The sequence below is a fragment of the Metapseudomonas boanensis genome (assembly GCF_042232855.1).
Classification (GTDB): Bacteria; Pseudomonadota; Gammaproteobacteria; order Pseudomonadales; family Pseudomonadaceae; genus Metapseudomonas; species Metapseudomonas boanensis.
Genome location: NZ_CP113889.1, coordinates 535,605 through 556,184 on the forward strand (window position 1 = coordinate 535,605; position 20,580 = coordinate 556,184).

20 protein-coding genes are annotated in these 20,580 nt (G+C 64.6%); 5 read left to right on the plus strand and 15 right to left on the minus strand.

The features are described 5' to 3' along the window. Positions 1-21: 21 nt before the first annotated feature. The 3 genes from OXH74_RS02445 to OXH74_RS02455 are packed head-to-tail and all read right to left on the minus strand — an operon-like array spanning position 22 to position 2,637. A complete protein-coding gene (locus OXH74_RS02445; RefSeq protein WP_375739934.1) occupies positions 22-825 on the minus strand; it encodes a CoA-transferase subunit beta in 804 nt (267 codons plus the stop codon). A 23-nt stretch (positions 826-848) separates the two neighbouring features. Then, positions 849-1,730 carry a CoA transferase subunit A gene (locus tag OXH74_RS02450; RefSeq protein WP_215372635.1) on the minus strand — a complete coding sequence of 294 codons (882 nt, stop codon included), beginning with the start codon at positions 1,728-1,730 and terminating at the stop codon, positions 849-851. A gap of 13 nt (positions 1,731-1,743) precedes the next feature. Continuing rightward, positions 1,744-2,637 (minus strand): VOC family protein, encoded by an 894-nt coding sequence (locus tag OXH74_RS02455; RefSeq protein ID WP_375739935.1) that lies wholly within the window; start codon positions 2,635-2,637, stop codon positions 1,744-1,746. A gap of 755 nt (positions 2,638-3,392) precedes the next feature. On the opposite strand from OXH74_RS02455, the gene OXH74_RS02460 reads away from it, so the two are divergent. Both OXH74_RS02460 and OXH74_RS02465 read left to right on the plus strand, forming a co-directional pair. Next, complete coding sequence (locus tag OXH74_RS02460; protein ID WP_375739936.1) at positions 3,393-3,710, plus strand: hypothetical protein; 318 nt, start codon at positions 3,393-3,395, stop codon at positions 3,708-3,710. A gap of 327 nt (positions 3,711-4,037) precedes the next feature. Then, on the plus strand, positions 4,038-4,766 hold the full coding sequence (locus tag OXH74_RS02465) for a transglutaminase-like cysteine peptidase (RefSeq protein ID WP_375739937.1): 729 nt from the start codon (positions 4,038-4,040) through the stop codon (positions 4,764-4,766). A 3-nt stretch (positions 4,767-4,769) separates the two neighbouring features. On the opposite strand, the gene OXH74_RS02470 is transcribed toward OXH74_RS02465, so the two are convergent. From OXH74_RS02470 to OXH74_RS02525, 12 genes are all read right to left on the minus strand, one after another. Further along, a complete protein-coding gene (locus OXH74_RS02470) occupies positions 4,770-6,332 on the minus strand; it encodes a FadD3 family acyl-CoA ligase (protein ID WP_375739938.1) in 1,563 nt (520 codons plus the stop codon). Beyond that, positions 6,329-7,447 (minus strand): alkene reductase, encoded by a 1,119-nt coding sequence (locus tag OXH74_RS02475; RefSeq protein WP_375739939.1) that lies wholly within the window; start codon positions 7,445-7,447, stop codon positions 6,329-6,331. Before OXH74_RS02475 ends, OXH74_RS02470 begins: the two co-directional genes overlap by 4 nt. Further along, entirely contained in the window at positions 7,447-8,073 is a 627-nt protein-coding gene (locus OXH74_RS02480; protein ID WP_375739940.1) for a nuclear transport factor 2 family protein, read from the minus strand. Before OXH74_RS02480 ends, OXH74_RS02475 begins: the two co-directional genes overlap by 1 nt. Positions 8,074-8,087: 14 nt before the next feature. After that, complete coding sequence (locus OXH74_RS02485; protein WP_375739941.1) at positions 8,088-8,852, minus strand: SDR family NAD(P)-dependent oxidoreductase; 765 nt, start codon at positions 8,850-8,852, stop codon at positions 8,088-8,090. Between the two features lie 4 nt (positions 8,853-8,856). Further along, positions 8,857-9,678 carry an SDR family NAD(P)-dependent oxidoreductase gene (locus OXH74_RS02490; protein WP_375739942.1) on the minus strand — a complete coding sequence of 274 codons (822 nt, stop codon included), beginning with the start codon at positions 9,676-9,678 and terminating at the stop codon, positions 8,857-8,859. Between the two features lie 12 nt (positions 9,679-9,690). Next, positions 9,691-10,518 (minus strand): SDR family NAD(P)-dependent oxidoreductase, encoded by an 828-nt coding sequence (locus OXH74_RS02495; protein WP_375739943.1) that lies wholly within the window; start codon positions 10,516-10,518, stop codon positions 9,691-9,693. Positions 10,519-10,570: 52 nt separating this feature from the next. Then, the gene (locus OXH74_RS02500) at positions 10,571-11,653 is read right to left on the minus strand and encodes a Rieske 2Fe-2S domain-containing protein (protein WP_375739944.1); all 1,083 of its coding nucleotides are present in this window, start codon (positions 11,651-11,653) and stop codon (positions 10,571-10,573) included. A 148-nt stretch (positions 11,654-11,801) separates the two neighbouring features. Continuing rightward, a complete protein-coding gene (locus tag OXH74_RS02505) occupies positions 11,802-12,416 on the minus strand; it encodes a hypothetical protein (RefSeq protein ID WP_375739945.1) in 615 nt (204 codons plus the stop codon). An 8-nt stretch (positions 12,417-12,424) separates the two neighbouring features. Continuing rightward, a complete protein-coding gene (locus OXH74_RS02510; RefSeq protein WP_375739946.1) occupies positions 12,425-13,399 on the minus strand; it encodes an acetyltransferase in 975 nt (324 codons plus the stop codon). Positions 13,400-13,491: 92 nt separating this feature from the next. After that, positions 13,492-14,280 (minus strand): SDR family oxidoreductase, encoded by a 789-nt coding sequence (locus OXH74_RS02515; RefSeq protein ID WP_375739947.1) that lies wholly within the window; start codon positions 14,278-14,280, stop codon positions 13,492-13,494. A 169-nt stretch (positions 14,281-14,449) separates the two neighbouring features. Further along, the gene (locus OXH74_RS02520; protein WP_375739948.1) at positions 14,450-15,631 is read right to left on the minus strand and encodes a sulfotransferase; all 1,182 of its coding nucleotides are present in this window, start codon (positions 15,629-15,631) and stop codon (positions 14,450-14,452) included. Then, a complete protein-coding gene (locus tag OXH74_RS02525) occupies positions 15,628-16,740 on the minus strand; it encodes a DUF1214 domain-containing protein (protein WP_375739949.1) in 1,113 nt (370 codons plus the stop codon). Before OXH74_RS02525 ends, OXH74_RS02520 begins: the two co-directional genes overlap by 4 nt. Positions 16,741-17,072: 332 nt before the next feature. Between OXH74_RS02525 and OXH74_RS02530 the strand changes: the two genes are divergently transcribed. From OXH74_RS02530 to cysN, 3 genes are all read left to right on the plus strand, one after another. Further along, the gene (locus OXH74_RS02530; protein WP_375739950.1) at positions 17,073-17,543 is read left to right on the plus strand and encodes an SRPBCC domain-containing protein; all 471 of its coding nucleotides are present in this window, start codon (positions 17,073-17,075) and stop codon (positions 17,541-17,543) included. A gap of 108 nt (positions 17,544-17,651) precedes the next feature. Further along, complete coding sequence (gene cysD, locus OXH74_RS02535; RefSeq protein WP_215372670.1) at positions 17,652-18,548, plus strand: sulfate adenylyltransferase subunit CysD; 897 nt, start codon at positions 17,652-17,654, stop codon at positions 18,546-18,548. Further along, the gene (gene cysN / locus OXH74_RS02540) at positions 18,548-20,425 is read left to right on the plus strand and encodes a sulfate adenylyltransferase subunit CysN (protein WP_375739951.1); all 1,878 of its coding nucleotides are present in this window, start codon (positions 18,548-18,550) and stop codon (positions 20,423-20,425) included. Before cysD ends, cysN begins: the two co-directional genes overlap by 1 nt. The last annotated feature ends 155 nt before the right edge of the window (positions 20,426-20,580 follow it).

Sequence of the window (20,580 nt, forward strand, 5' to 3'; positions counted from 1 at the left end):
TTCAGGCCTTCTTGTCGTTATTCATTGCGGGGCGCGGACGCCCGGCGGATTGTCCTTGAGCTGGCTGGCACGCAGGTTGTGCGGGTCCAGTTGCTGGATGAGGATGAGTTGCTCCAGGGTCGGCGCCGCCGTGGTCGGGATGGACTCCGGCAGGTGCAGCGGGAAGCTGGTGGCGGCCTGGACTTCGGCAGCGGTCACGCCCGGATGCAGCGAGCGAACGCGCATCTGCCGGTCAGGGCCCTGGAAGTCCATGACGCAGAGGTCGGTGATGATCAGGCGAATGTCGATCTCGTCCATCGACCAACCACGCGCCAGGCGCGCCGGGTTGTAGCCAACGGACGACACCACATCCACCTCGCCTTCGACGAAGACCCGCTTGTTGTGGCTGGGCACCAGGAAGGAGTTGGCATGGTTGATCGAGTTGCCGGGGAAACCACGCACGCCGAGCATCTGCGACTTGGGCTTGGCGTGGTCACCGATGCAGGAAATGTTTGCCTGGCCGAAGCGATCGACCTGAACCGGACCTACCAGGGCATGGCGGCGGCCGCTCCAGACGTTGTCGAAGATGCGCGAGAAGCCCATCCAGCTGTCGCATTTCGGCTGGTAGCCGCCACGCGGGCCCAGCGGCACCGGCTCGGCGACCATGAAGGCCTCGGAGTCGGTCATCATCAGCTCCGAGTTGCTGTTGAGCATGGCCAGGGACGCGGACAGGCGCTGCAGCACGCCGATACCGGTGGCAAGCACTTCGCCATCGTCGCGGAACGTCTCGGAGGCGGCGCAGATCATCAGCTCTGCCAGGCTGTAGGCTTGATTGGTCGGGGTCATCTGGGCGTCCTCAACTCTCGTATTCAAAAAACCGGGAGCGGCAGTTTGCGAATGGCTTCCAGGCCACCCACGCGGGCGAGGTATTCCTCTTCACCGCAGTTCACGTACTGCTCGACATAGGCCTGCCAGCCATCCGGCTCGCCAGCCGACGCGTTGTAGGCCTTGAAGTGGGCCACGTCGAAGCCGTACAGCGGTGCACAGGACGAGGGGTGTGCCCCACCCGGCAGGTGCACGACGCCGGTGGTGCGGTTGCGCTCCCAAAACACCTTGCGGGCGTTCTCGGGGTCGGCGTGGAAGAAATCGCTCGGTACCAGCTCGTCGCAACTCACGTAGGCCTTGTCGGCGGCGCGCACGAATAGGTCATCCATGTAATGGTCGGGCCCGGCGATCTGGCACACGCCCCGGGCGTCGGCACGGTCGACGTGGATAAGCGCGGCATCCAGCTTCAGCGCCGGCATGGCGACCCAGTCGCGGCTGTCGTCGTAAGGTGAAGCCACCAGCTTGAGCTGCGGGTTGATTTGCAGCACATCTGTACCCAGGCCAAGAGCGGTGGGGATGAAGGGCGCGCGCATGGCGGCAGCGCGCAGGCCGAGCAGGAGCATGCCTTCGTCGATTTCCATCACCTCCACCGCCGCTTCCTGGCGGGCCTTGCGGAAGTAGGGTTCTAGCGGGATGAAGTCGAGCGAGACGAAGGCGTAGACCAGCTTCCTGACCTTGCCGGCAGCGCAGAGCATACCGATGTCGGCACCGCCGTAGGCGACCACCGTGAGGTCCTTGAGGTCGGAGCGGAGGATCTCGCGGACCAGCGCCATGGGCTTGCGCCGCGGGCCCCAACCGCCGATACCGATGGTCATGCCGTCGCGTAGCTGGCCGACCACGTCGGCCGCTGTCATTCGTTTATCCATTCTCTGATCTCCCTTAACGACGACCGACGCTGAAATCGTGGCCCCAGTAGCTCACCACTGTGCTTTCGAACGGCAGGTGGCGATCCCAGTCCATGACCTTGCCGCCGCAGCCGTACTCCAGGTCGAAGCCGCCCGGGGTCTGCATGTAGAACGAGGTCATTTCGTCATTGGTGTGGCGGCCGAGGGTGGCCGAAAGCTTCACGCCGCTGGCGTGCATACGGTCGAGCGCACGGCCGACGTCATCCAGCTCCCGCACTTCCACCATCAGGTGTACGCAGCCGGACGGAATTGGGCACTCGAACAGCGCCAGCGAGTGGTGGCGGCCGTTGTTGCAATGGAGGAAGTGGATGCGCTTTTCCGGCTCGGCGGGGTCGGGCGTGAAACGCACCTTCATCAGGTCGGAGAGGCCGAAGCCCAGGACCCGCTCGTAGAAGTCCAGGCAGCGGTCGAAACTTGGCGCTGGCAGCACCGCATGCCCCATCCCCAGATCGCTGGTGATGAAGCCGCTGACGCCGGCCGGGGAGACGAACGGAGCGAAGTCCTGACGCGGCCCCCAGAACAGCTCGTGGCGGTTACCATCCGGGTCGCAGAAGCGCGCCAGCTCCTGCACCTTGCGCAGGCTCGCATCCGCCGCCGAGCCGCGCTGCACCACGACATCAGCCTGTTGCAGCTCGGCGATGGCCTGCTCGAAGGCTGCCTTGCCGGCCACTTCCCAACCGCAGGCACCGTAACCGTCACGATCGGCCTTCTCAACCAGGATGCGGTAATGGCGCTCGTCCATCTTCAGGTAGAGCGCGTCTTCCGAACCGGCCTCGACCATCATGCCGAGCACCCCTGCGGCGTACTCGCGCCAACGGTTCAGGTCAGTCGAGGCTACGGTGACGTAGCCCAGGCCACGGATATCCATGCGGTTCTCCTCATTAGCGTTATCGCCTCACGCACCAGGCGTGGGGCTCTATGAGGAGGGATTAAATCGGCTCGCCAAGGGGGTGGCATCGTCCGATGAGACTAGCGCGCAAGGCCCGTGGAATGGGGGTTTGCGAAGTGTGAGGAAGGTTGCCGCCGGGTGGCCGATGACCGCGTGTCGCCGGGTGACCAAACAGGCTGGGATTACCTCCTTGGCTTCGCCAACCGGCCCCCGGTGAGACGCTTGGCAAATGCGTTGGCTCTGTCCCAGTTAAGTGTTGTCACTGGCTGGCTCCCTTGTAGGAGCCAGCTTGCTGGCGAACGGGCACATTTCGCGAGCAAGAACTCGGCGTCCCCCTCGCTCCTACAGGGCTCCCAGCCCGACCGTTGATGGCTAGCAACAGCTAACGCCGACAGGGCCAATGCATTCGCCCCCACAAGTATGGGCTCTGAGATCACCGTCAAAGCCTCCACCCCATGAGGCAAACGCACCGGTCGGAAGGCAATCCGTAAACCCTGCGCAACACCTGGAAAACGGCCTGTCCTTTATTGGATCACTCAGCCCCAAAAGAGGATCTGAAGAGCCCTGAAAACGAGCATAAACCATGGAATATTCCATGCCATTCAATGGTTTATTGCCGCCCATTCGTCTTGAACCGCTCCATACGTCAGAGATCTGTCGGTTCCACTGGCAATGCGCTCAGACGCCCTTAGAATCTGCGTTCTGGGGGAAGTGGGGATCAAGAGGAAGCCGTCATGAAATCGACATTCACCACACAAGCCCTTTCCGGCCTGTTACTCACCTTCGCAGCTGTAACCGCCATGCAGGCAACCGCCGCACCACCCGTGATACTCGCGGAAAACGGTAGTGATCGCCTGAGCGACTATCGCGTCATGCAGGAACAGCGGCTCCAGGCAAGAGAAAGTGCAGGCCAGAACTTCATCCAAATGGTCGAGGAGGAACCGTCAGCAGCAGGCCCGCAATTCAGTTCCGAAGAAGCAGAACCGGCGACGCAACCGGCACCCCAGTACAGATCCTTGATTCATCAGCAACGGATCGAATACGGACATTGATCGAGTTGCCCCGTCCCTCCGTATGCGCCCGATCTTTCCGCGCATCGGGGGGACTCCAAAGGTTATCCACAAGCTCTTCCGACGACCGGTTGCCAAGGTCCCACCGGCAGAAGCCGCACGCTAGAGCCCACCCGTCACTTCTCGGCTCGAGCACTCACATTGGCTTCCGACCACAGGTCGGCGGGCTGCTTGCGAAGGTGTTTTGAATGACGCTAACGTGCAGCCATCTTTGATCTGGCGGAGGTCTTCTCACGCCAATCACCTGCTCAACGGATTGATCCACCCGTTTGAACCCGGCCCAGGCCGCTTTCTTGGAGGTTGAATCCGTTGCTCCAGTCTGTCTCTCGATACAGTTTTTCCAATGTCCTCTGGCGGGTGATCGCGATCACCACGCTCAGCACCGGCATGCTGTTCGGCGCCGCCGAAGCCAAGGCAGCCTGGAGTTTCGACCAGGTGCTGCGCAAGGCGGAGAAACGCTATGGGCGCACGGCCCCGGCCAAGGATCGCCTCCAGGCCTGGCACGACCTGATCGAGAACAGCTCGCCATTGTCCGAACTGGACAAGCTCCATGCGGTGAACCGCCACATCAACCAGCAGGTGAGCTTCAGCGACGACCTCGCGCTGTGGAAGCGCAAGGATTACTGGGCCACCCCAGTCGAAACCCTGGCCAAGGGTGCGGGGGACTGCGAGGACTTTGTCCTGGCCAAGTACTTCAGCCTGCTCCAGCTCGGCATTCCCCAGCACAAGTTGCGTATTACCTATTCCCGGGTACTGAAGCAGAATCAGGCGCATATGGTGCTGACCTACTACGCAAGCCCCGAGTCAGAGCCCCTGGTGCTGGACAACCTGGTGGACAGCATCCGCCCTGTCTCGGAGCGGGACGACCTCGCCCTGCTCTACGCCTTCGATGCAGAACAACTCTTTTCCATCGACGCAGGCCGCTTCCAGCACGTGGGCGACACCTCGCGCCTGCCATTCTGGCAGGCGCTGCTGGAGCGGATGCGCCACGAAGGTTTCAACCTGGCGCAACTGCAAGGCGCGCCGGGAGGTGCCTGATCGTCAACCGCGCAGCTCGCCCTTGAGCACCTTGCCCGCCGCGTTGAGCGGCAGGGTTGTGACGACCCGCACGCTGCGCGGAACCTTGTAGTTGGCCATCCGGTCGCGGCTCCAGGCGATCAACTCATCGGCCGTCAGGCTGGCGCCAGGGCGCACTATCACATAGGCCTTGCCGACTTCCCCTAGGCGCTCATCGGCAATACCGACCACAGCCGCCTGGGCGACCGCCGGATGCTCCATGAGCAGGCGTTCGACCTCTGCCGGATAGCAGTTGAAACCACCGACGATGAACATGTCCTTGAGCCGATCGGTGATCCGCAGGTAACCGCGCTCGTCGAGCACACCCACATCGCCGGTATGCAGCCAGCCCTGCGCATCGATAGCCTCCAGGGTCGCCTGCGGGTCATTGAAGTACCCCTTCATCAGGTTGTAGCCACGGATCAGCACCTCGCCCGGCTGGCCGGTCGGCACCGGATTGCCCTCGGCATCCACGCAATGCACCTCGATATCATCGAGTGGCCGGCCACAGGTACTGGCAACGGTCTGCGCATCGTCGCCGGGCCGGCAAACAGTCGTCAGGCCACAGCTCTCGGTCAGGCCATAGGCCGTGACCACGCTCTTGAAGCCCAGCTCCTCGCTCATCCGCTGCACCAGGATAGGCGGCACCGAAGCAGCCCCCGTAACGGCCACGCGTAACGAGGACAAGTCGAAATCGCCGCGACGAGGATGGTCCAGCATGGCGGAATAGAGCGCCGGCGGGCCGGGCAGGAAACTCACCCGATCCTGCTCGATACGCTGCAGCACGGCTTCAGCGTCGAAGGTCCGCTGCGGCAGGATGGTCGCCCCACGGATGAGCGCGGCAAGCCAGCCGGCCTTGAAGCCGAAGGCATGGAAGAACGGGTTGACGATCAGGTAACGGTCGCCAGCCTGGAGGCCAACGATCTCGCTCCAGTTGTCGAACAGTCGCAGGTTCTGGCCATGGGCACAGAGCACGCCTTTGGGATAGCCCGTGGTGCCGGAGGTGAACATCAGGTCGGAGAGGCTGTCGCCATCAAGGGCGGCGATACGTTGCTCCAGCGCTTGATCGGGCACCTCCTCGGCCAGGGCGAGGAAGCCCTGCCAGGTAGAGTCGCCCTCCCGCGCATGCTCGAAGACAATTGTCTGCATGAGGCCGTCCAGAGACTGCTCCGCCAGCAGGTCGGGGTAGTAACTGCCGAGAAACTCGCCGACGCTGAACAGCACGCGCGCACCGCTACGCCTGAGAATATCCGCGGCCTCGCCGCCCTTCATGCGGGTACTCAGCGGTACAAGCACGGCCCCGGCCATCAGGCTTCCCAAGGCGGCCACCAGCCAGTGATGGCTGTTCGGCGCCCAGATTGCGACGCGCTCGCCCGGCTCTAGCCCGAGGGCCAGCAACGCCCGGCCGGCAGCGCGGCTGAGGCGCTCCAATTCCGCATAGTTGATCTTGAGCTCGCCATCATCGATGGCGATCTGTTGCGCATGACGACGGGCAGACAGCGCCAGGGCGGCAGGAATGGTTTGGGGTTTAGCAGCGGGCAGACTCATGTACGGAGATCCTGCGTGTTGGCGACTTCGCCCAGGGCCGGATAGTCGGTGAAACCGCGAGCTCCTGGGGTGTAGAGCGTGGAACGGTCGAACTCGGCGAGCGCACTATGCTTGCGCAGGCGCTCCACCAGGTCGGGGTTTGCAATGAAATGACGGGCGAAGGAAACAGCCTCGCCCATGCCGGCGTCTATGGCCTGCGCGGCACTGCAGCCATCGAAACCGTCGTTGAGCACCAACGCCCCCCGGAAATGGCGGCGCGCCAAGGCAAAGGCATCGAGGCCAGGCTGCGGTGAACGGCTGACCTGGACATAAGCCAGGCCCAGCGGGTCAATGGCGTCGAGCAGGGCACCGTAGGTGGCAGCCGGGTCATCGTCCTGCATGTCGTTGTAGGGGTTACCGGGGATGATCCGCAGGCCGACCCGGCCGGCACCAATGGTCTCGCTCAATGCCTCGAGGGTTTCAACCACGAAACGAATGCGCTTTTGCAGCGAGCCGCCATAGCCATCCTGCCGCTGGTTACTGCAGGCCATGAGGAACTGCATCGGCAGATACCCGCTGCTGCAGTGCAACTCGACACCATCGAATCCTGCTGCACGGGCATTCAGCGCGGCCTGTCGATACTCCTCGATCACCTTGACGATTTCCGAGGTTTCCAGGGCGCGCGGCACGTCCATCGGCACCATGCCGTGGCTGTCGCTGAACAGGCTTCCGCGCGCGGCGATAGCCGATGGCGCGACGGTTTCGGCGTCAGCCGCCTTGTTGTAGCGGGTGGCGACACGCCCCACGTGCATCAGTTGCAGGACCGTGCTGGCCCCGCCCCGCTGCTGCACCTGCGAGGTCACCCGGCGCCAGCCATCGATCTGCTGTGGCGTAACGATTCCCGGTGTGCGGCAGTAACCCTTGCCGTCCGGGCTTGGATAGGTGCCTTCGGCCACGATCAGGCCAGCATCCGCACGCTGGCCGTAGTAGGCCGCATGCAGCTCGCTCGGCGCATCGAAGGCGTCTGCGCGACTGCGGGTCATCGGCGCCATGACGATGCGGTTGGCCAGGCGCAACTCGCCCAGATGAACCGGTTCGAACAGCCTGTCGAGGCTGGCTGGGGCAAGGCTCGACATCAGCGGACCCTCACCTTCGGTGCAGACGAACCGCGCCGCATCCGCTCGAGGAAGGCATCCAGCGGCGCCGGCTCGGCGACTTCCGGCAGCGCATCGCCGGGCTTGTTGTTCCAGAACGTTTTCCAGCTAGGCCAGAGCTCATGCCAGGAACCGTCATAGGGCTCACGGCCCGGCCAGCGCATCTTCTTCTCGCCAATCGGCGGGCGATTCAGGTCGCTGGCATACAGGTAGCACGGCAGGCGGCGACGGAAGTACCAGCGGCCGTCGATGCGCTGGTAGTCGTCCCAATAGAGCATCTGCATGATCACCCACTCGGGCCCGGCCTCGTGCTCATTCTTCGAATAGACCACGCCACTGGCGTTGTCCGGGTCCTTGAACTCGATGATATGGCCACCGATATGGTGCGAGGTGGTGCTGAACTGCAGGCGCAGGGTGTCGTCGATCCAGGCCTTCAGGTGGGCGCGGCCGATCTTGTCCTGGCCCACCTTGATGTCTTCGGGGAACAGCCCGACCCAGGCGTCGAGGTCGCGCATATCCAGGGCCAAGGCGTACTTGGCCGGCAGCATGCGGATTTCCTCCAGCGACTCCAGGCGGTCCAGGCGGGACTGCAATGTTGGCTCGTTCATGGCGATCTCCCGGATCAACGCTGCGAGGAAATGTTGCCGCCGTCGACAACGATTTCCGCAGCGTTGATGTAACTGGCCTCGTCGGACAGCAGGAAGCGCACCACGCGGCCGATTTCCTGTGACTGGCCGAGGCGGCCGAGGAGAATGCGTCGCTCGAAGAAGCCAGGTCGCGCGGCCGCGATCGGCTCGACCATCGGCGTGAGGATCTGCCCCGGCGACACCGAGTTGACGCGAATACCGTCGGCACCAAGGGCATCGGCCATCGAGCGAACCATCGACAGCATCCCGCCCTTGGAGGCGCTGTAGGAAGGAATCAACCCATTACCCAGCGTGGCGTTGATCGAGGCGATGCCGACCACGGCGGAACCCGGATTGGCGCGCAGATCAGGCAGCATCGCCTGCACCAGCAGCGCCATGGCGCGCAGGTTGACGTTCAACACCAGGTCCCAGCTGTCCGCCGTCAGATTTTCCAGGCCAGTCTGGTCGACCACCCCAGCGGCGTGCACCAGGCCGCCCGGCGCCCCGAGTTCCGCACGGGTCTGCTCGAGGGCCGGGGCGATGGCCGCCGGATCACGCAGGTCGATGCCCAACCCAAGGCACGGCACGCCGTACTGCTCGGAAAGCCGCGCAGCCACGGCTTGCGCCTTGTCGGCCTGCAGGTCCCAGATGGCGACAGGGCGCTTCACTGCTGCCAGAGCCTCGGCGGTGGCCTCACCGATACCGGAGGCGCCGCCGGTCACCAGTACGGGGCTGGCAGGAGAATTCAGTTTGATATCCATGGATTTACGCCTCGCTTGGGGTCGATCTGATTTCAGTGGAAGTTGCCGAGGTGTAGTCGCTGGCGCCAACGTTGAGCTCGCAGGTCTTGCCGCCATCGACCACCAGGGTCTGGCCGGTGATGTAGGAGGATTCGTCCGAGGCCAGGAAGAGGATCGCGTTGGCAACTTCCTCGGGCTCGCCGATGCGGCGCAGCGGCACAGCCCGCGCCGTCCCCTCGATCATCTGTTCACTGCGCATCGCCTCGCGGGTGCCTTCACTCCAGACGATGCCGGGAATGACCACATTGACGCGGACTTTCTCGGCCGCGCCCTCCAGGGCCGCCGCGCGGCTGAAGTTGACTACCCCGGCCTTGGCCGCGCCGTAGGCGCTGAGACCCGGACTGCCGAGCAGGCCGGCGACCGAGCCCATATTGATGATCGAGCCGCCCTTGCCCTGCATCACCCGCATCGCCGCGCGGGTGCCGAAGAAGGCCACATCGAGGCTGCCGCGCAGGCTCTTGTGCCACTCCTCGGTGGAAAGGCCCACCAGCGGACCCCAGGTGTAGTTCACCGCGTTGTTGACCATGATGTCGAAACGGCCAAAACGCTCCAGGGTGGTGCTGACGGCGCGATCCACCGCCTGCTCATCGGTGACGTCGGTCTGCACCCAGTCGGCGTCCCCACCCTGCTCGCATATCTCCGCCACTACCGCTTCCAGCGGTGCCTGGCGGCGTCCGCAGAGCATCACCTTGGCGCCCTGGGCGGCGAACATCTTGGCCGCCGCGGCACCGATCCCAGTCCCCGCGCCACTGATCAGCGCCACCTTGCCTTGCAGTCGTCCAGTCATTCGAAAGTCCTCTTAGAGCATCATCATGCCGCCGGCGGCGGCGAGGGTTTGTCCGGTAAAGGCGCTGGCATCATCGCTGGCCAGGAACAGGCAGGTGCGGGCGATCTCCTCCGGCTCCAGCAGCCGACCCAGTGGGATGGCGCGTTCCAGGGCCTGCTGCCACTCCTTGGAGATCGACTGCATCATCGGCGTGCGGGTCGGCCCCGGGCAGATGGTGTTGACGCGGATCCCGCGCGGGCCGAGGTCGCGCGCCAGGCATTTGCCCAGGCCGATCATGGCGGCCTTGGACGCGCAGTAGGCCAGCGGCCCTTCGCCACTGAACGCCGACAGGCTGGCGATGTTGATGATTGAGCCGCGGCTGCCGCCGGCGATCATCAATCGCACCGCCGCGCGACTGCAGTAGAAGGTGCCGTTGAGGTTGATATCGACGATCCGCTGCCAGCCGGCATCGGTCAGGTCGACGATCATGTCGGTGAACACGTCGGGCTCAGCGCCCGCCGCCAATTGCTCGCTGCGCTTGGCCAGGCGCTGCTGGTACTTGTCGAATCCATCGCCCGGCACCTGGCCGAGGCCGGCGTTGTTGACCAGTACGTCGAGTCGGCCGTAGCGCTTTTCCGCTTCGGCAAAGAGCCGCGCCACTGACTCGCCGTCAGCAATGTCACAGGCGGCGGCCAGGCAATCCTCGCGATTGGCCAGTCCTGCCATGGTGCGCTGCGCCGCGGCCTCGTCGATATCCACCACCACCACGCTCGCCCCTTCGGTGGCGAACAGCTCCGCCGTGGCGCGCCCCATTCCCGATCCTGCGCCGGTGACCAGCGCCACCTTGCCTTTGAGCTTCATGTCGCTCCCCTTATGTTTTTTGTTCTGAAATGCCGTGCGCCTGAAGCTGTACTCAGATCAGGTGCAGCTGGCTGCGGGCCTGTTCGGGCACTTCATCGAGCTGGCGCCAGACGCCACCCTTGCTCTCGAAAACTTTCTTGCTCGGGGCAGGCAGATCGGCGACATCGGTATAGAACTGCTCGTACCACTCGCGCAGTTGGTAAACGGGGCCATCGCCGTCGCAGAGAATCGGCTTGTCGATGCGGGTCTTGCTGTGCCAGATCGCCACGTCCTGGAAGAACGACTTGTGCGCCTGCCCCGCGTAGCCCTCGGCGATGGCCTGGTTCTCGGCTTCGGAAAGGTGCGACTGTTTCAGCACCTTGATCGCATAGCGCAGCTCGAAGCTGTTCTGGTCGATCGGTACGTGGCAGTTGAGCAGCAGCGTATCGACCGTCTGCCCGCCCGTCTTCGCAGTCATACGGGTGATGTGATAGGCCGGCCCGAAATAGGCGCTGTCCGCGCGCAGGCCGCTGCCGAGCAGTTCGCTGTCCTCACCTTGGAACATCTGGTAGCCCAAGTGACCGTCGAAGGTGTTGCAGAAGTAGCTGGCCGGCGAGCCATGGACCGGTCCGAAGTGCGCAACATCGGCGAGGTTATCCACCAGTTCGCGGCAGTTGGTCTGGATCACCATCTTGCGCATCATCCATTCGGTCCAGTCGGCCGAATAACAGGCCTCGATACGGGGAATCTCGACCGCCGGGTCCGGCGCGTTGCCTTCTGCGTCATGCCAGACGAACAGCAACTGGTTCTTCTCCAGGGTCGGCCACGCCTTGACCTTTGCCCGCGCCGGCACGCGCTTGCAGTACGGAATGGACACGCACTTGCCATCGCTGCCCCACTTCCAGTGGTGGAATGGGCAGACGACGCTGTCGCCCTCCACATGCCCACCGGCGAGGTCCGCGCCCATGTGCGGGCAGTAGCCATCGAGGATGTGCATCGCGCCATCCTCGCCCCGGAAAGCCACGAGCCGGGTGCCGAAGATGTTCAGCGGATGGGGTTTGCCGTCGGCGTAATCGGCCACCAGGCCGAGGCAGTGCCAGCCGCGGGCGAAGCGTCGTGCAGATACGGTGCCATGATCGGGAGTCGACCGTTCCATGCTGCTCTCCTGAAGGTGATGGATGTCGACTCGAACTATTGTGCAATGCCAAGCCCCAAACATCCCTGCCAGGGACTAGCCCACACGGGTTAGACCTCGCACAGAAGCCGCGCGCCAGAGCCCTACGGACCACCCTGCGCACTCCGCCTCAGGCGCGAACTTGCTCGCGAACCTGCTCCCCCGGATTCGCCAGCAAGCTGGCTCCTACAACGCAGGCCACCATCCCCTCGTAGGAGCGAGCTTGCTCGCGAACCTGCTCCTCCGGATTCGCCAGCAAGCTGGCTCCTACAACGCCGGCCACCATCCCCTCGTAGGAGCGAGCTTGCTCGCGAACCTGCTCCTCCGGATTCGCCAGCAAGCTGGCTCCTACAACGCCGGCCACCATCCCCCCGTAGGAGCGAGCTTGCTCGCGAACCTGCTCCGCCGGATTCGCCAGCAAGCTGGCTCCTACAACGCCGGCCACCATCCCCCCGTAGGAGCGAGCTTGCTCGCGAACCTGCTCCTCCGGATTCGCCAGCAAGCTGGCTCCTACAACGCCTGCCACCATCCCCTCGTAGGAGCGAGCTTGCTCGCGAACCTGCTCCGCCGGGTTCGCCAGCAAGCTGGCTCCTGCAACGCCTGCCACCATCCCCCCGTAGGAGCGAGCTTGCTCGCGAACCTGCTCCTCCGGATTCGCCAGCAAGCTGGCTCCTGCAACGCCGGCCACCATCCCCCCGTAGGAGCGAGCTTGCTCGCGAACCTGCTCCCCGGGATTCGCCAGCATGCTGGCGCCTACAGGGCTGCGTGGGGATAGGCCTGAAGGTACTGCCCGACGAAGTCTTGCAGGTCCTCGGCCGCTAAGCGGTTGATGCCGGCGGCCCGCTTGCGCCCGCCGCCGGTGGCGAAGCTTCGGCAGAAGGCATCCGCCTCCAGGCTGGCAGTGGCCGGTACGCGCAGACTGAAAGTCCAGTCGCCATCAGCCCTGGCACTGAGCAGGCCGAGCGCGCGCTGCGGATCCCGCGCGGCCAGCTGGTTGGCCAGCACACCACTGACCCGCCGCGCCCAGGGCTCAGCCGGCAGGCGATAGAGCAACGCCCCTGCGCCCGCCTGCCAGGGTTCCAGGCTGGCCGCAGCCGCCATGTCAGCCGCATATCCTTCGCGCAAACGGACAAAGCTGAGGCTATCCCGCACGAAGCCCAGGGGATCGTCATAGGGCAACAACTTCGCCGCCAACAGCACCGGATCGAAGTGCAGGTCGGCCAGGCTTTCGCCATAGGCGTTGTAGTTCAGCAGCAGGCCCAATTCTTCCAGGCCGCCGATGTCCTCCTCCCCAAGCCCATGACGCGCGGCCAGCGCCCGGGCCGGGCCCGACATGCCATCGCCGAAGGCCGCCGCCACTGCCCAGCGGTGGAATCGCCCCTCCAGGAAGCGATCCACCAGCAGGCTGGTGCAGACATCTGCAGCCGTGTCGATGAAGGACTCGAACCCTGGGTGCTGCGGCAGCTCGCCGGCAAAGTGGTGGTCGAAGTAGCGAATGCGGGCACCGGCCTCGAGAAGCCGCGCGACATCCGAGCGGTTCTGCTCATGGGCGATATCCAGCACCGTCACACGCTCGCCAGGGCCCGCCTGCACGCGCTGCAGCAGGCCAATGTCGCGCTTCACTCCGCTGACCAGGCGCACCGCAGCGTCCAGCTCCCCGGCCAGGCGCAGTTGCTGCAGGGCGCAGAGTCCGTCCGCGTCACCATTGAAGGCACAGTGATCGAGCATTTTCATATTCCTCGGATTCGAATCTGTAGGAGCCAGCTTGCTGGCGAATTCGGCGCCAGGCCTTTCGCCAGCAAGCGGGTTCCTACATGCAATCAGCGCATCAGTTCGCCGCCGTTGGCGTCCAGTTGCACACCATTGATGGCGCTGGCGTAGTCGGAGGCCAGGAACAACGCCGCACGGGCACATTCCTCGTCGCCCGGCATGCGCCCGCCGGGAATCCCCGCGCTGCACTCGGTCCGCACCAGCTCTTCGCTGATGCACCGCGCAGCCGCAGCCTCGCGCACATGGGCCTGTACCGGCTCGCCCCACATCCAGCCACAGGCCAGGCCGTTGACCCGCAGGCCATGTTCAGCCAGCTCGTTCGCCAGGTAGCGCACCGCCACCGCCAGAGTGCCTTTGGAAATCGCGTAGGCGCCGCCGCCCGCATAGGGCTGGTGCACGCCCAGGGTGTTGATCATGACGATGGCGCCGGAGCGCTGGGCCTTCATCTGTGGCAGCACGGCACGGGTCAGGTGCAACGAGCCGAACAGATTTACGTCGAGGGCCTCCTGCATCAACTGATCGGAGCAGTTTTCCAGCAGATCGAAGCCGCCATGGGCATAGGCGCTGTTGACCAGAGCATCGATACGCCCGAAGCGCGCCACCGTGGCCTCGGCAAACGCCTGGCAAGCCTTGGCGTCGCTCACGTCGGTGGGCATCCAGAGCACCTGGCAGTCGGTGCCGATCGCACGAACGCGCTCTTCGGCCTCGCGCAGGCGCGCTTCATTGCGGGCGCAGATGGCCACCGCACGGGCGCCCTCGCGGGCGGCTTCCAGTGCGAGCTTGATGCCCATTCCCGGGCCGATACCGGAAATCATCACAACCTTGTCTTTCAGCAACATGTTCATTTCCTCTTGTTGTTATCGATCTTCTGTTCGTAGGTACAAGGGGGGACGCCTGGTTCTTGCTCGCGAACTCCGGGGGTCCCCTTCGCGAGCAAGCTCGCTCCTACACACAAAAACCGACGCCGGCCCCAGCAGCGCATTCGCCAGCAGGCCGGCGCCGGCCTGTTCAGGCCAGATGGCGGGCGCGGTAATCGCCGTAGTCGCGTTGCAAGCGTGCCTCGTCGAGGCCGAAGGAGGCCGGGTCGTAGTGGTGCGCCGCACGCTTTTCGCGGCCATTGCGCGACAGCCAGTCGGCCATCGCCTCACGCACGGGGGGGGTCAACTCCAGCCCGGCGAAGCGGTAGATGCGCTCGACCACGCCCAGCGGCTGGCTCACGGTGTCTTCGAAGTGCACGTCGAGGAAGGCGCCGGCCGGCATGTCCTCGCGTACCGCCATGCAGTGGCGCAGGGCGCGGGCCATGCGCTGGCTCCACTGCTCGCCGACCTGGGCCGGGTCCGCCTGGTCGCTGTAGATCTGCCAGAGGGTGTGGATGAAGCTGGCCAGCGAGGGAATGGTCTTGGCCGGGTCGCGATGGGTAAGGATCACCTGGGCCTTTGGGAAGACCTTCAGCAGCAGTTCCAGGGTATGCAGGTGCTGCGGGCTCTTCAGCAGCCAGCGGCGCCCCCGCGCGATGCCACGACGTGCCTGCTGCCATTGCAGGAACTGCAGCATCTTCTTCAGGTAGGTGTAGACCTGGGTCTGATCCTGCCGGTCGAGCCAGGCGGTGTAGGCCGGCACGTTGACGTAGGAATCCATGGCGCAGAGGAACGAATGCTCCATGAGCATGAACTCTTCATCCGGCTGCTCGGCGTCGAGCGGGTGGATGGCGAGGATCTGCGGCACGAACTCGATCATCCCGGCCACCTCGGCGCGCGCCCGCTCGATTCGCACCTGAGGCTGCTCCAGGGTTTCGCCGGGCAGCGGCGCCGGGTAGCGGGTTTCCCACCACTGCGCCTTGCTGAACTGCGGGTCAACCGACAGCACGCGCTGCAGCAACGTGGTGCCGGTGCGCGGTAGGCCGACGATCACCAACGGGTCATCGATGGGCTGCTGGAGAATCTCCGGGTAGCGCTTGCAGTGGTCCTCGATTACCAGGCGGTTGACCAGTTGCGCGACCAGTTTTTCCCTGAGCAGGGCACGGCCTTGGGCGCAGAGGCGGGCTTGGTCATGCAGGGCACTCTCCAGAACCTGGAGGGCCTCGCGGAAATCACCGGGGCCGAAGTCATCGAGCCCGCCGGCACGTGCGCGGGCCTCGGCCAGCAGACTGTTTGGGGCAAACTCCTCGCCCGTTTCAATGGGGTTGGTCATTGCAGCTCCTTGAGGTGGTCGAGCTTGACCACGCGCGTGGTGGGATGGACCGGCTGCTTGGCACCGACCCAGCGCAGGCAGAGGGTGCCGTCGGCATGGCCGGCGGTTTCCAGCCAGTTCGGCAGACCGGGGTCACGGTGACTCAGTACCATGCGCACCCCGCCACGCGCGTCCGACTGCGCCGAATGCTTGTTCAGGCAGATGCGGTGATGGCGGTAGTCGAGGGACTCCATCCAGTAGTTGTTGATCTGCAGGTTCCAGAAGTCGCAGGCAGGCACCTGGTCGACTTCGATCAGCAGCGCCTCGTCGTCCGCCAGGGACCAGTAGCTGTGGTAGTAGAAGATGTTCGGATCACCGCCCACAGACTGGCACAGGGCCTGGTCCGCGGGAGGTAGTTGGTTGGTGTGGGCCTGGTAACCCTGGGCCCAGTCGGCAAATAGCCGCGAAGTGTTCTCTACGAAACTGGCGACCCTTCCCAGGCTCTGATACAGGCGCTCGGCACTCAAAGGCTCCGGCTGCTGGCGGCTGTCCAGGCGCTCGATGCGCAACTGAGCGGGCTGCTCGCTGGTGCGGTCGAGAAAAGTCTGGCGGACGATCAGCGCATTGCTCTCGGGCTCCAGGCGCAACCAGTTGCCCTGCGCTACTGGCTCCTGACTGAGGATGATCTCGAAGCTGCCATCGGCCTTCAGTTGAAGCTGGCTGGCATCGATGAATCCGGTCTGGATCATCTTCCCGTCGCTCTCATACCCGCCCTTCTGGGTGCCGAAGCTGAGGTAGGACACGCTGCCGCGACGGCCGCTGACGCGGTACTGCCGCTCGCCGTTGAGACGCGCGTATTGGTAGAGATTGTCTGGGTTATCCGCGCCGATCTTGGCCGTCTCGTGAGACGGGGAGAAGAATCCGGGGAAGTCCGGGTCGGCAAACTCCAGGTGCATTTCCAGGGCAATGCGCAGCAGGCGGCTGAGGTAGCGGAATCCCTCGGCGCGGGTTTGCGCATCGTTCGGCGCCTCAGCCCGCAATATCTGCTCGCCACTGCGTTTGAGCTGGTCGCAGAAATCGCTCCAGACCTGCCCGCTGAGCACCCGTTGTTCGATTCCATCTGTCGCCATGTCGGTCTCCTCTGGTCCGGCGGACACCCCGCCACTGCAGGCACCTTAGGGAGGCCGACGGTCTGGGTTCTTCGTCTGAGCGGACTAAAATGCGCGGGGCGTTGGGCTTCGCTTCACACTGCGGCAACCTGCTCAGTGCTACCCCGCAGCCTCGTAGGAGCGAGCTTGCTCGCGAAAGCCGCCGCCCATTCGCCGGCAAGTTGGTCCTTACAACGAGGGAGTACGAGCGCCCTAGTCCGCCTGGACGAGGAGCCGCGCGTGACGCACTGGGAGGATCGCTCGGGAACGGCGCTGCACCCTGCAGCGCCGCGCACTCAGCCAAGGAATTCCCAATGCCTGACGAAAAGAACCTGGTCCGCTCGCTGACCGTGGATATCGCCGCCCCCGCCGAGCTGGTCTGGTCGGTGCTCATCGACCTGGAGCGCTACCCGCAGTGGAACCCCTTCACGGTCAAGGTGGAATCCAGCCTGCGCCTGGGCGAGCCGGTGAATCTGTACCTGCCCGACCCCGCCCGACCCGGCGAGTTGGTGCATGTGATCGAAGAGCTGGTCGCCTTCGATCCGCAACGCTTGCTGTCGTGGGAAATGTTCTCCAGCGCCAGTAATCCGGATGCCGCTCGTCGCGACCAGGTCATCGAAGCCACGGGCGCCGCGAGCTGCCGCTACTACACCACCGACCTGTTTCTCGGCCCGACCGCCGATCAAGTGATGGCGCTGCACGGTCCCTGGGTCAAGCAGGGCTTCGATGCGGTGGCCCTGGCCGTCAAGGCGCGCGCCGAATCCCTCTTTGCCGCGGGTCGCTGAAACTTCGTCCGCTCAGACGAAGAACCCGCAGCGGCGCTTTCCCTACCGTGGAAAAAAGCCGGGCCGGCCATACCAGGCCGACCCCGGCTCCATCCAAGGAGGCAAGCAATGCTGACTCATCTACAACGGCTGGAAGCGGAAAGCGTCCAGATCATCCGCGAAGTGGTAGCCGAGTGTGAAAACCCGGTGATGCTCTACTCCATCGGCAAGGACAGCGCGGTGATGCTGCACCTGGCGATGAAGGCCTTCGCCCCGGGCAAGCCGCCCTTCCCCCTGCTGCACGTGGACACCACCTGGAAGTTCCGCGAAATGATCGCCTTCCGCGACCAGACCGCCCAACGCCTGGGACTGGAACTGCTGGTGCACATCAACCCGGAAGGTCTGGAACGCCAGATCGATCCGTTCACCCATGGCTCGGCGCTGCACACCGACGTGTGGAAAACCCAAGGGTTGAAGCAAGCCCTGGATCTCTATGGCTTCGACGCGGCCTTCGGCGGTGCCCGCCGCGACGAGGAGAAGTCCCGCGCCAAGGAACGGGTCTTCTCGATCCGCTCCGAGCAGCACCGCTGGGACCCCAAGCAACAGCGCCCGGAACTCTGGCGCTTGTACAACACGCGCAAACGCAAGGGCGAAAGCCTGCGCGTATTCCCGCTGTCGAACTGGACCGAGCTGGATATCTGGCAATACATCTACCTCGAACAGATCCCCATCGTGCCCCTCTACTTCGCCAAGGAGCGCCCCGTGGTGCGCCGTGACGGCACGCTGATCATGGTCGATGACGAGCGCCTGCCGCTGCGTCCCGGCGAAACACCCGAACTGCGCAAGGTGCGCTTCCGCACCCTCGGCTGCTACCCGCTGACCGGCGCCATCGACAGCGAGGCCGACAACCTGTCGGCAATCATCCAGGAAATGCTGGTGAGCCGTACTTCCGAGCGCCAGGGCCGACTGATCGACAGCGACTCGGCCGGCTCCATGGAGAAGAAGAAACAAGAGGGGTATTTCTAATGAGCGCCATTACCAACCTGGACCAGTACCTCGAACAGCAACAGCACAAGGACCTGCTGCGCTTCATCACCTGTGGCAGCGTCGACGACGGCAAGAGCACCTTGATCGGGCGCCTTCTGTACGAGTCGAAAGTGCTCTTCGAAGACCAGCTCGGCCAGCTCGAAGCGGACTCCAGGAAGATCGGCACCCAGGGCGGTGAGCTGGACTTCGCCCTGCTGGTGGACGGCCTGGCCGCCGAGCGTGAGCAAGGCATCACCATCGATGTGGCGTACCGCTTCTTCGCCACCGACAAGCGCAAGTTCATCGTCGCCGACACCCCCGGCCACGAGCAGTACACGCGCAACATGGTCACCGGTGCCTCCACCGCCGACCTTGCGGTGATCCTCATCGACGCACGCCAGGGCTTGTTGCCGCAGACGCGCCGACACAGTTACCTGGTGTCCTTGCTGGGCATCCGCCAAGTGCTGGTGGCGGTGAACAAGATGGACCTGATGGGCTATTCCGAGGATGTCTTCAACCGCATCGAGGCTGATTACCGCGCCTTCGCCGGGCAACTCGGGCTGACGGACATCCAGTGCATCCCGCTCTCGGCACTCAAGGGCGACAATCTGCTGGAGCCCAGCGCCAACATGCCCTGGTACCAGGGCCCGTGCCTGCTCCAGCACCTGGAAAGCGTGCCGCTGGAAACAGCCCAACCCGGCAACGCAGCCTTCCGCTTGCCCGTGCAATGGGTGAATCGGCCGAACCTCGACTTCCGCGGCTACTCCGGCAACGTGGCAGCGGGCAGTATTCGCGTGGGCGAACGCATCCGCGCGCTGCCGTCGGGCCAACAGAGTCGCATCAGCGGCATTCTCGGTATGGCCGGCGCGCAAGAAGAGGCCATCTGCGGCCAAGCCGTGACCCTGACCCTGGAAGACGAGATCGACATCAGCCGTGGCGACCTGATCGCCCTGGCCGATGCGCCACCTGCCGTGGCCGACCAGTTCGAGGCCACCCTGGTGTGGATGGGCGGGGAACCGCTGCTACCCGGTCGCCCCTACCTGATGAAGGTCGGTTGCCGCACCCTCGGCATGAGTTGCGCCTCCCTCAAGCACAAGATCAACGTCAACACCCTGGAGCAACTGGCAGCCAAGACCCTGGAGCTGAACGAGATCGGCGTGTGCAACCTGAGCCTGGACCAGCCGATCGCCTTCGATGCCTATGCCGAGAACCGCGATACCGGCGGCTTCATCGTCATCGACCGGCTGAGCAACCAGACCGTGGCCGCCGGCATGCTGCACTTCGCCCTGCGCCGCGCACAGAACGTGCATTGGCAGGCCATCGACGTGAATCGCCAGGCCCATGCCGCACTCAAGGGACAGACCCCGCGCATCCTCTGGCTCACCGGTCTCTCCGGTGCCGGCAAGTCGACCATCGCCAACCTGGTGGAACGCAAGCTGCACGCGCTGGGCCGGCACACCTACCTGCTCGACGGCGACAACGTGCGACACGGTCTGAACCGTGACCTGGGCTTCAGCGAAGCCGATCGGGTAGAGAACATCCGCCGGGTGGCCGAAGTGGCGAGGCTGATGCTGGACGCGGGGCTGATCACGCTGGTGTCGTTCATCTCGCCCTTCCGCGCCGAGCGGGAACTGGCGCGCAGCCTGGCCGGTGAAGGGGCCTTCCTGGAGGTCTTCATCGATGCGCCTCTGGCCCTGGCCGAGCAGCGCGACCCCAAAGGCCTCTACCAGAAGGCACGGCGCGGCGAGCTGAAGAACTTTACCGGCATCGATTCGCCCTACGAGCCGCCACTGGCGCCGGATATCCACGTCGACACAGGAAGCGAAACGGCGGAAGCGGCCGCCGAGCGCATCGTCGAGCGACTGTTGATGCCTTAGCCGGGATTGCCGCCCGGCCGTTCGCCGGCAAGCTGGCTCCTACAGGGCCTGCCACCCTCCCGCCCCGTAGGAGCCAGCTTGCTCGCGAAGGCCTCGCCATTGGCTAGGCCGAACGGACGATTTGCTCAACGCCCGAGCCACCAATACTCGCCCCA

Bases quoted from the DNA above. Each gene is read 5' to 3' on its own strand.
- OXH74_RS02445 (WP_375739934.1), bottom strand. From the start codon at position 825: ATGACCCCGACCAATCAAGCCTACAGCCTGGCAGAGCTGATGATCTGC.
- OXH74_RS02450 (WP_215372635.1), bottom strand. From the start codon at position 1,730: ATGGATAAACGAATGACAGCGGCCGACGTGGTCGGCCAGCTACGCGAC.
- OXH74_RS02455 (WP_375739935.1), bottom strand. From the start codon at position 2,637: ATGGATATCCGTGGCCTGGGCTACGTCACCGTAGCCTCGACTGACCTG.
- OXH74_RS02460 (WP_375739936.1), top strand. From the start codon at position 3,393: ATGAAATCGACATTCACCACACAAGCCCTTTCCGGCCTGTTACTCACC.
- OXH74_RS02470 (WP_375739938.1), bottom strand. From the start codon at position 6,332: ATGAGTCTGCCCGCTGCTAAACCCCAAACCATTCCTGCCGCCCTGGCG.
- OXH74_RS02475 (WP_375739939.1), bottom strand. From the start codon at position 7,447: ATGTCGAGCCTTGCCCCAGCCAGCCTCGACAGGCTGTTCGAACCGGTT.
- OXH74_RS02480 (WP_375739940.1), bottom strand. From the start codon at position 8,073: ATGAACGAGCCAACATTGCAGTCCCGCCTGGACCGCCTGGAGTCGCTG.
- OXH74_RS02485 (WP_375739941.1), bottom strand. From the start codon at position 8,852: ATGGATATCAAACTGAATTCTCCTGCCAGCCCCGTACTGGTGACCGGC.
- OXH74_RS02490 (WP_375739942.1), bottom strand. From the start codon at position 9,678: ATGACTGGACGACTGCAAGGCAAGGTGGCGCTGATCAGTGGCGCGGGG.
- OXH74_RS02495 (WP_375739943.1), bottom strand. From the start codon at position 10,518: ATGAAGCTCAAAGGCAAGGTGGCGCTGGTCACCGGCGCAGGATCGGGA.
- OXH74_RS02500 (WP_375739944.1), bottom strand. From the start codon at position 11,653: ATGGAACGGTCGACTCCCGATCATGGCACCGTATCTGCACGACGCTTC.
- OXH74_RS02505 (WP_375739945.1), bottom strand. From the start codon at position 12,416: ATGCTGGCGAATCCCGGGGAGCAGGTTCGCGAGCAAGCTCGCTCCTAC.
- OXH74_RS02510 (WP_375739946.1), bottom strand. From the start codon at position 13,399: ATGCTCGATCACTGTGCCTTCAATGGTGACGCGGACGGACTCTGCGCC.
- OXH74_RS02515 (WP_375739947.1), bottom strand. From the start codon at position 14,280: ATGTTGCTGAAAGACAAGGTTGTGATGATTTCCGGTATCGGCCCGGGA.
- OXH74_RS02520 (WP_375739948.1), bottom strand. From the start codon at position 15,631: ATGACCAACCCCATTGAAACGGGCGAGGAGTTTGCCCCAAACAGTCTG.
- OXH74_RS02525 (WP_375739949.1), bottom strand. From the start codon at position 16,740: ATGGCGACAGATGGAATCGAACAACGGGTGCTCAGCGGGCAGGTCTGG.
- OXH74_RS02530 (WP_375739950.1), top strand. From the start codon at position 17,073: ATGCCTGACGAAAAGAACCTGGTCCGCTCGCTGACCGTGGATATCGCC.
- cysD (WP_215372670.1), top strand. From the start codon at position 17,652: ATGCTGACTCATCTACAACGGCTGGAAGCGGAAAGCGTCCAGATCATC.
- cysN (WP_375739951.1), top strand. From the start codon at position 18,548: ATGAGCGCCATTACCAACCTGGACCAGTACCTCGAACAGCAACAGCAC.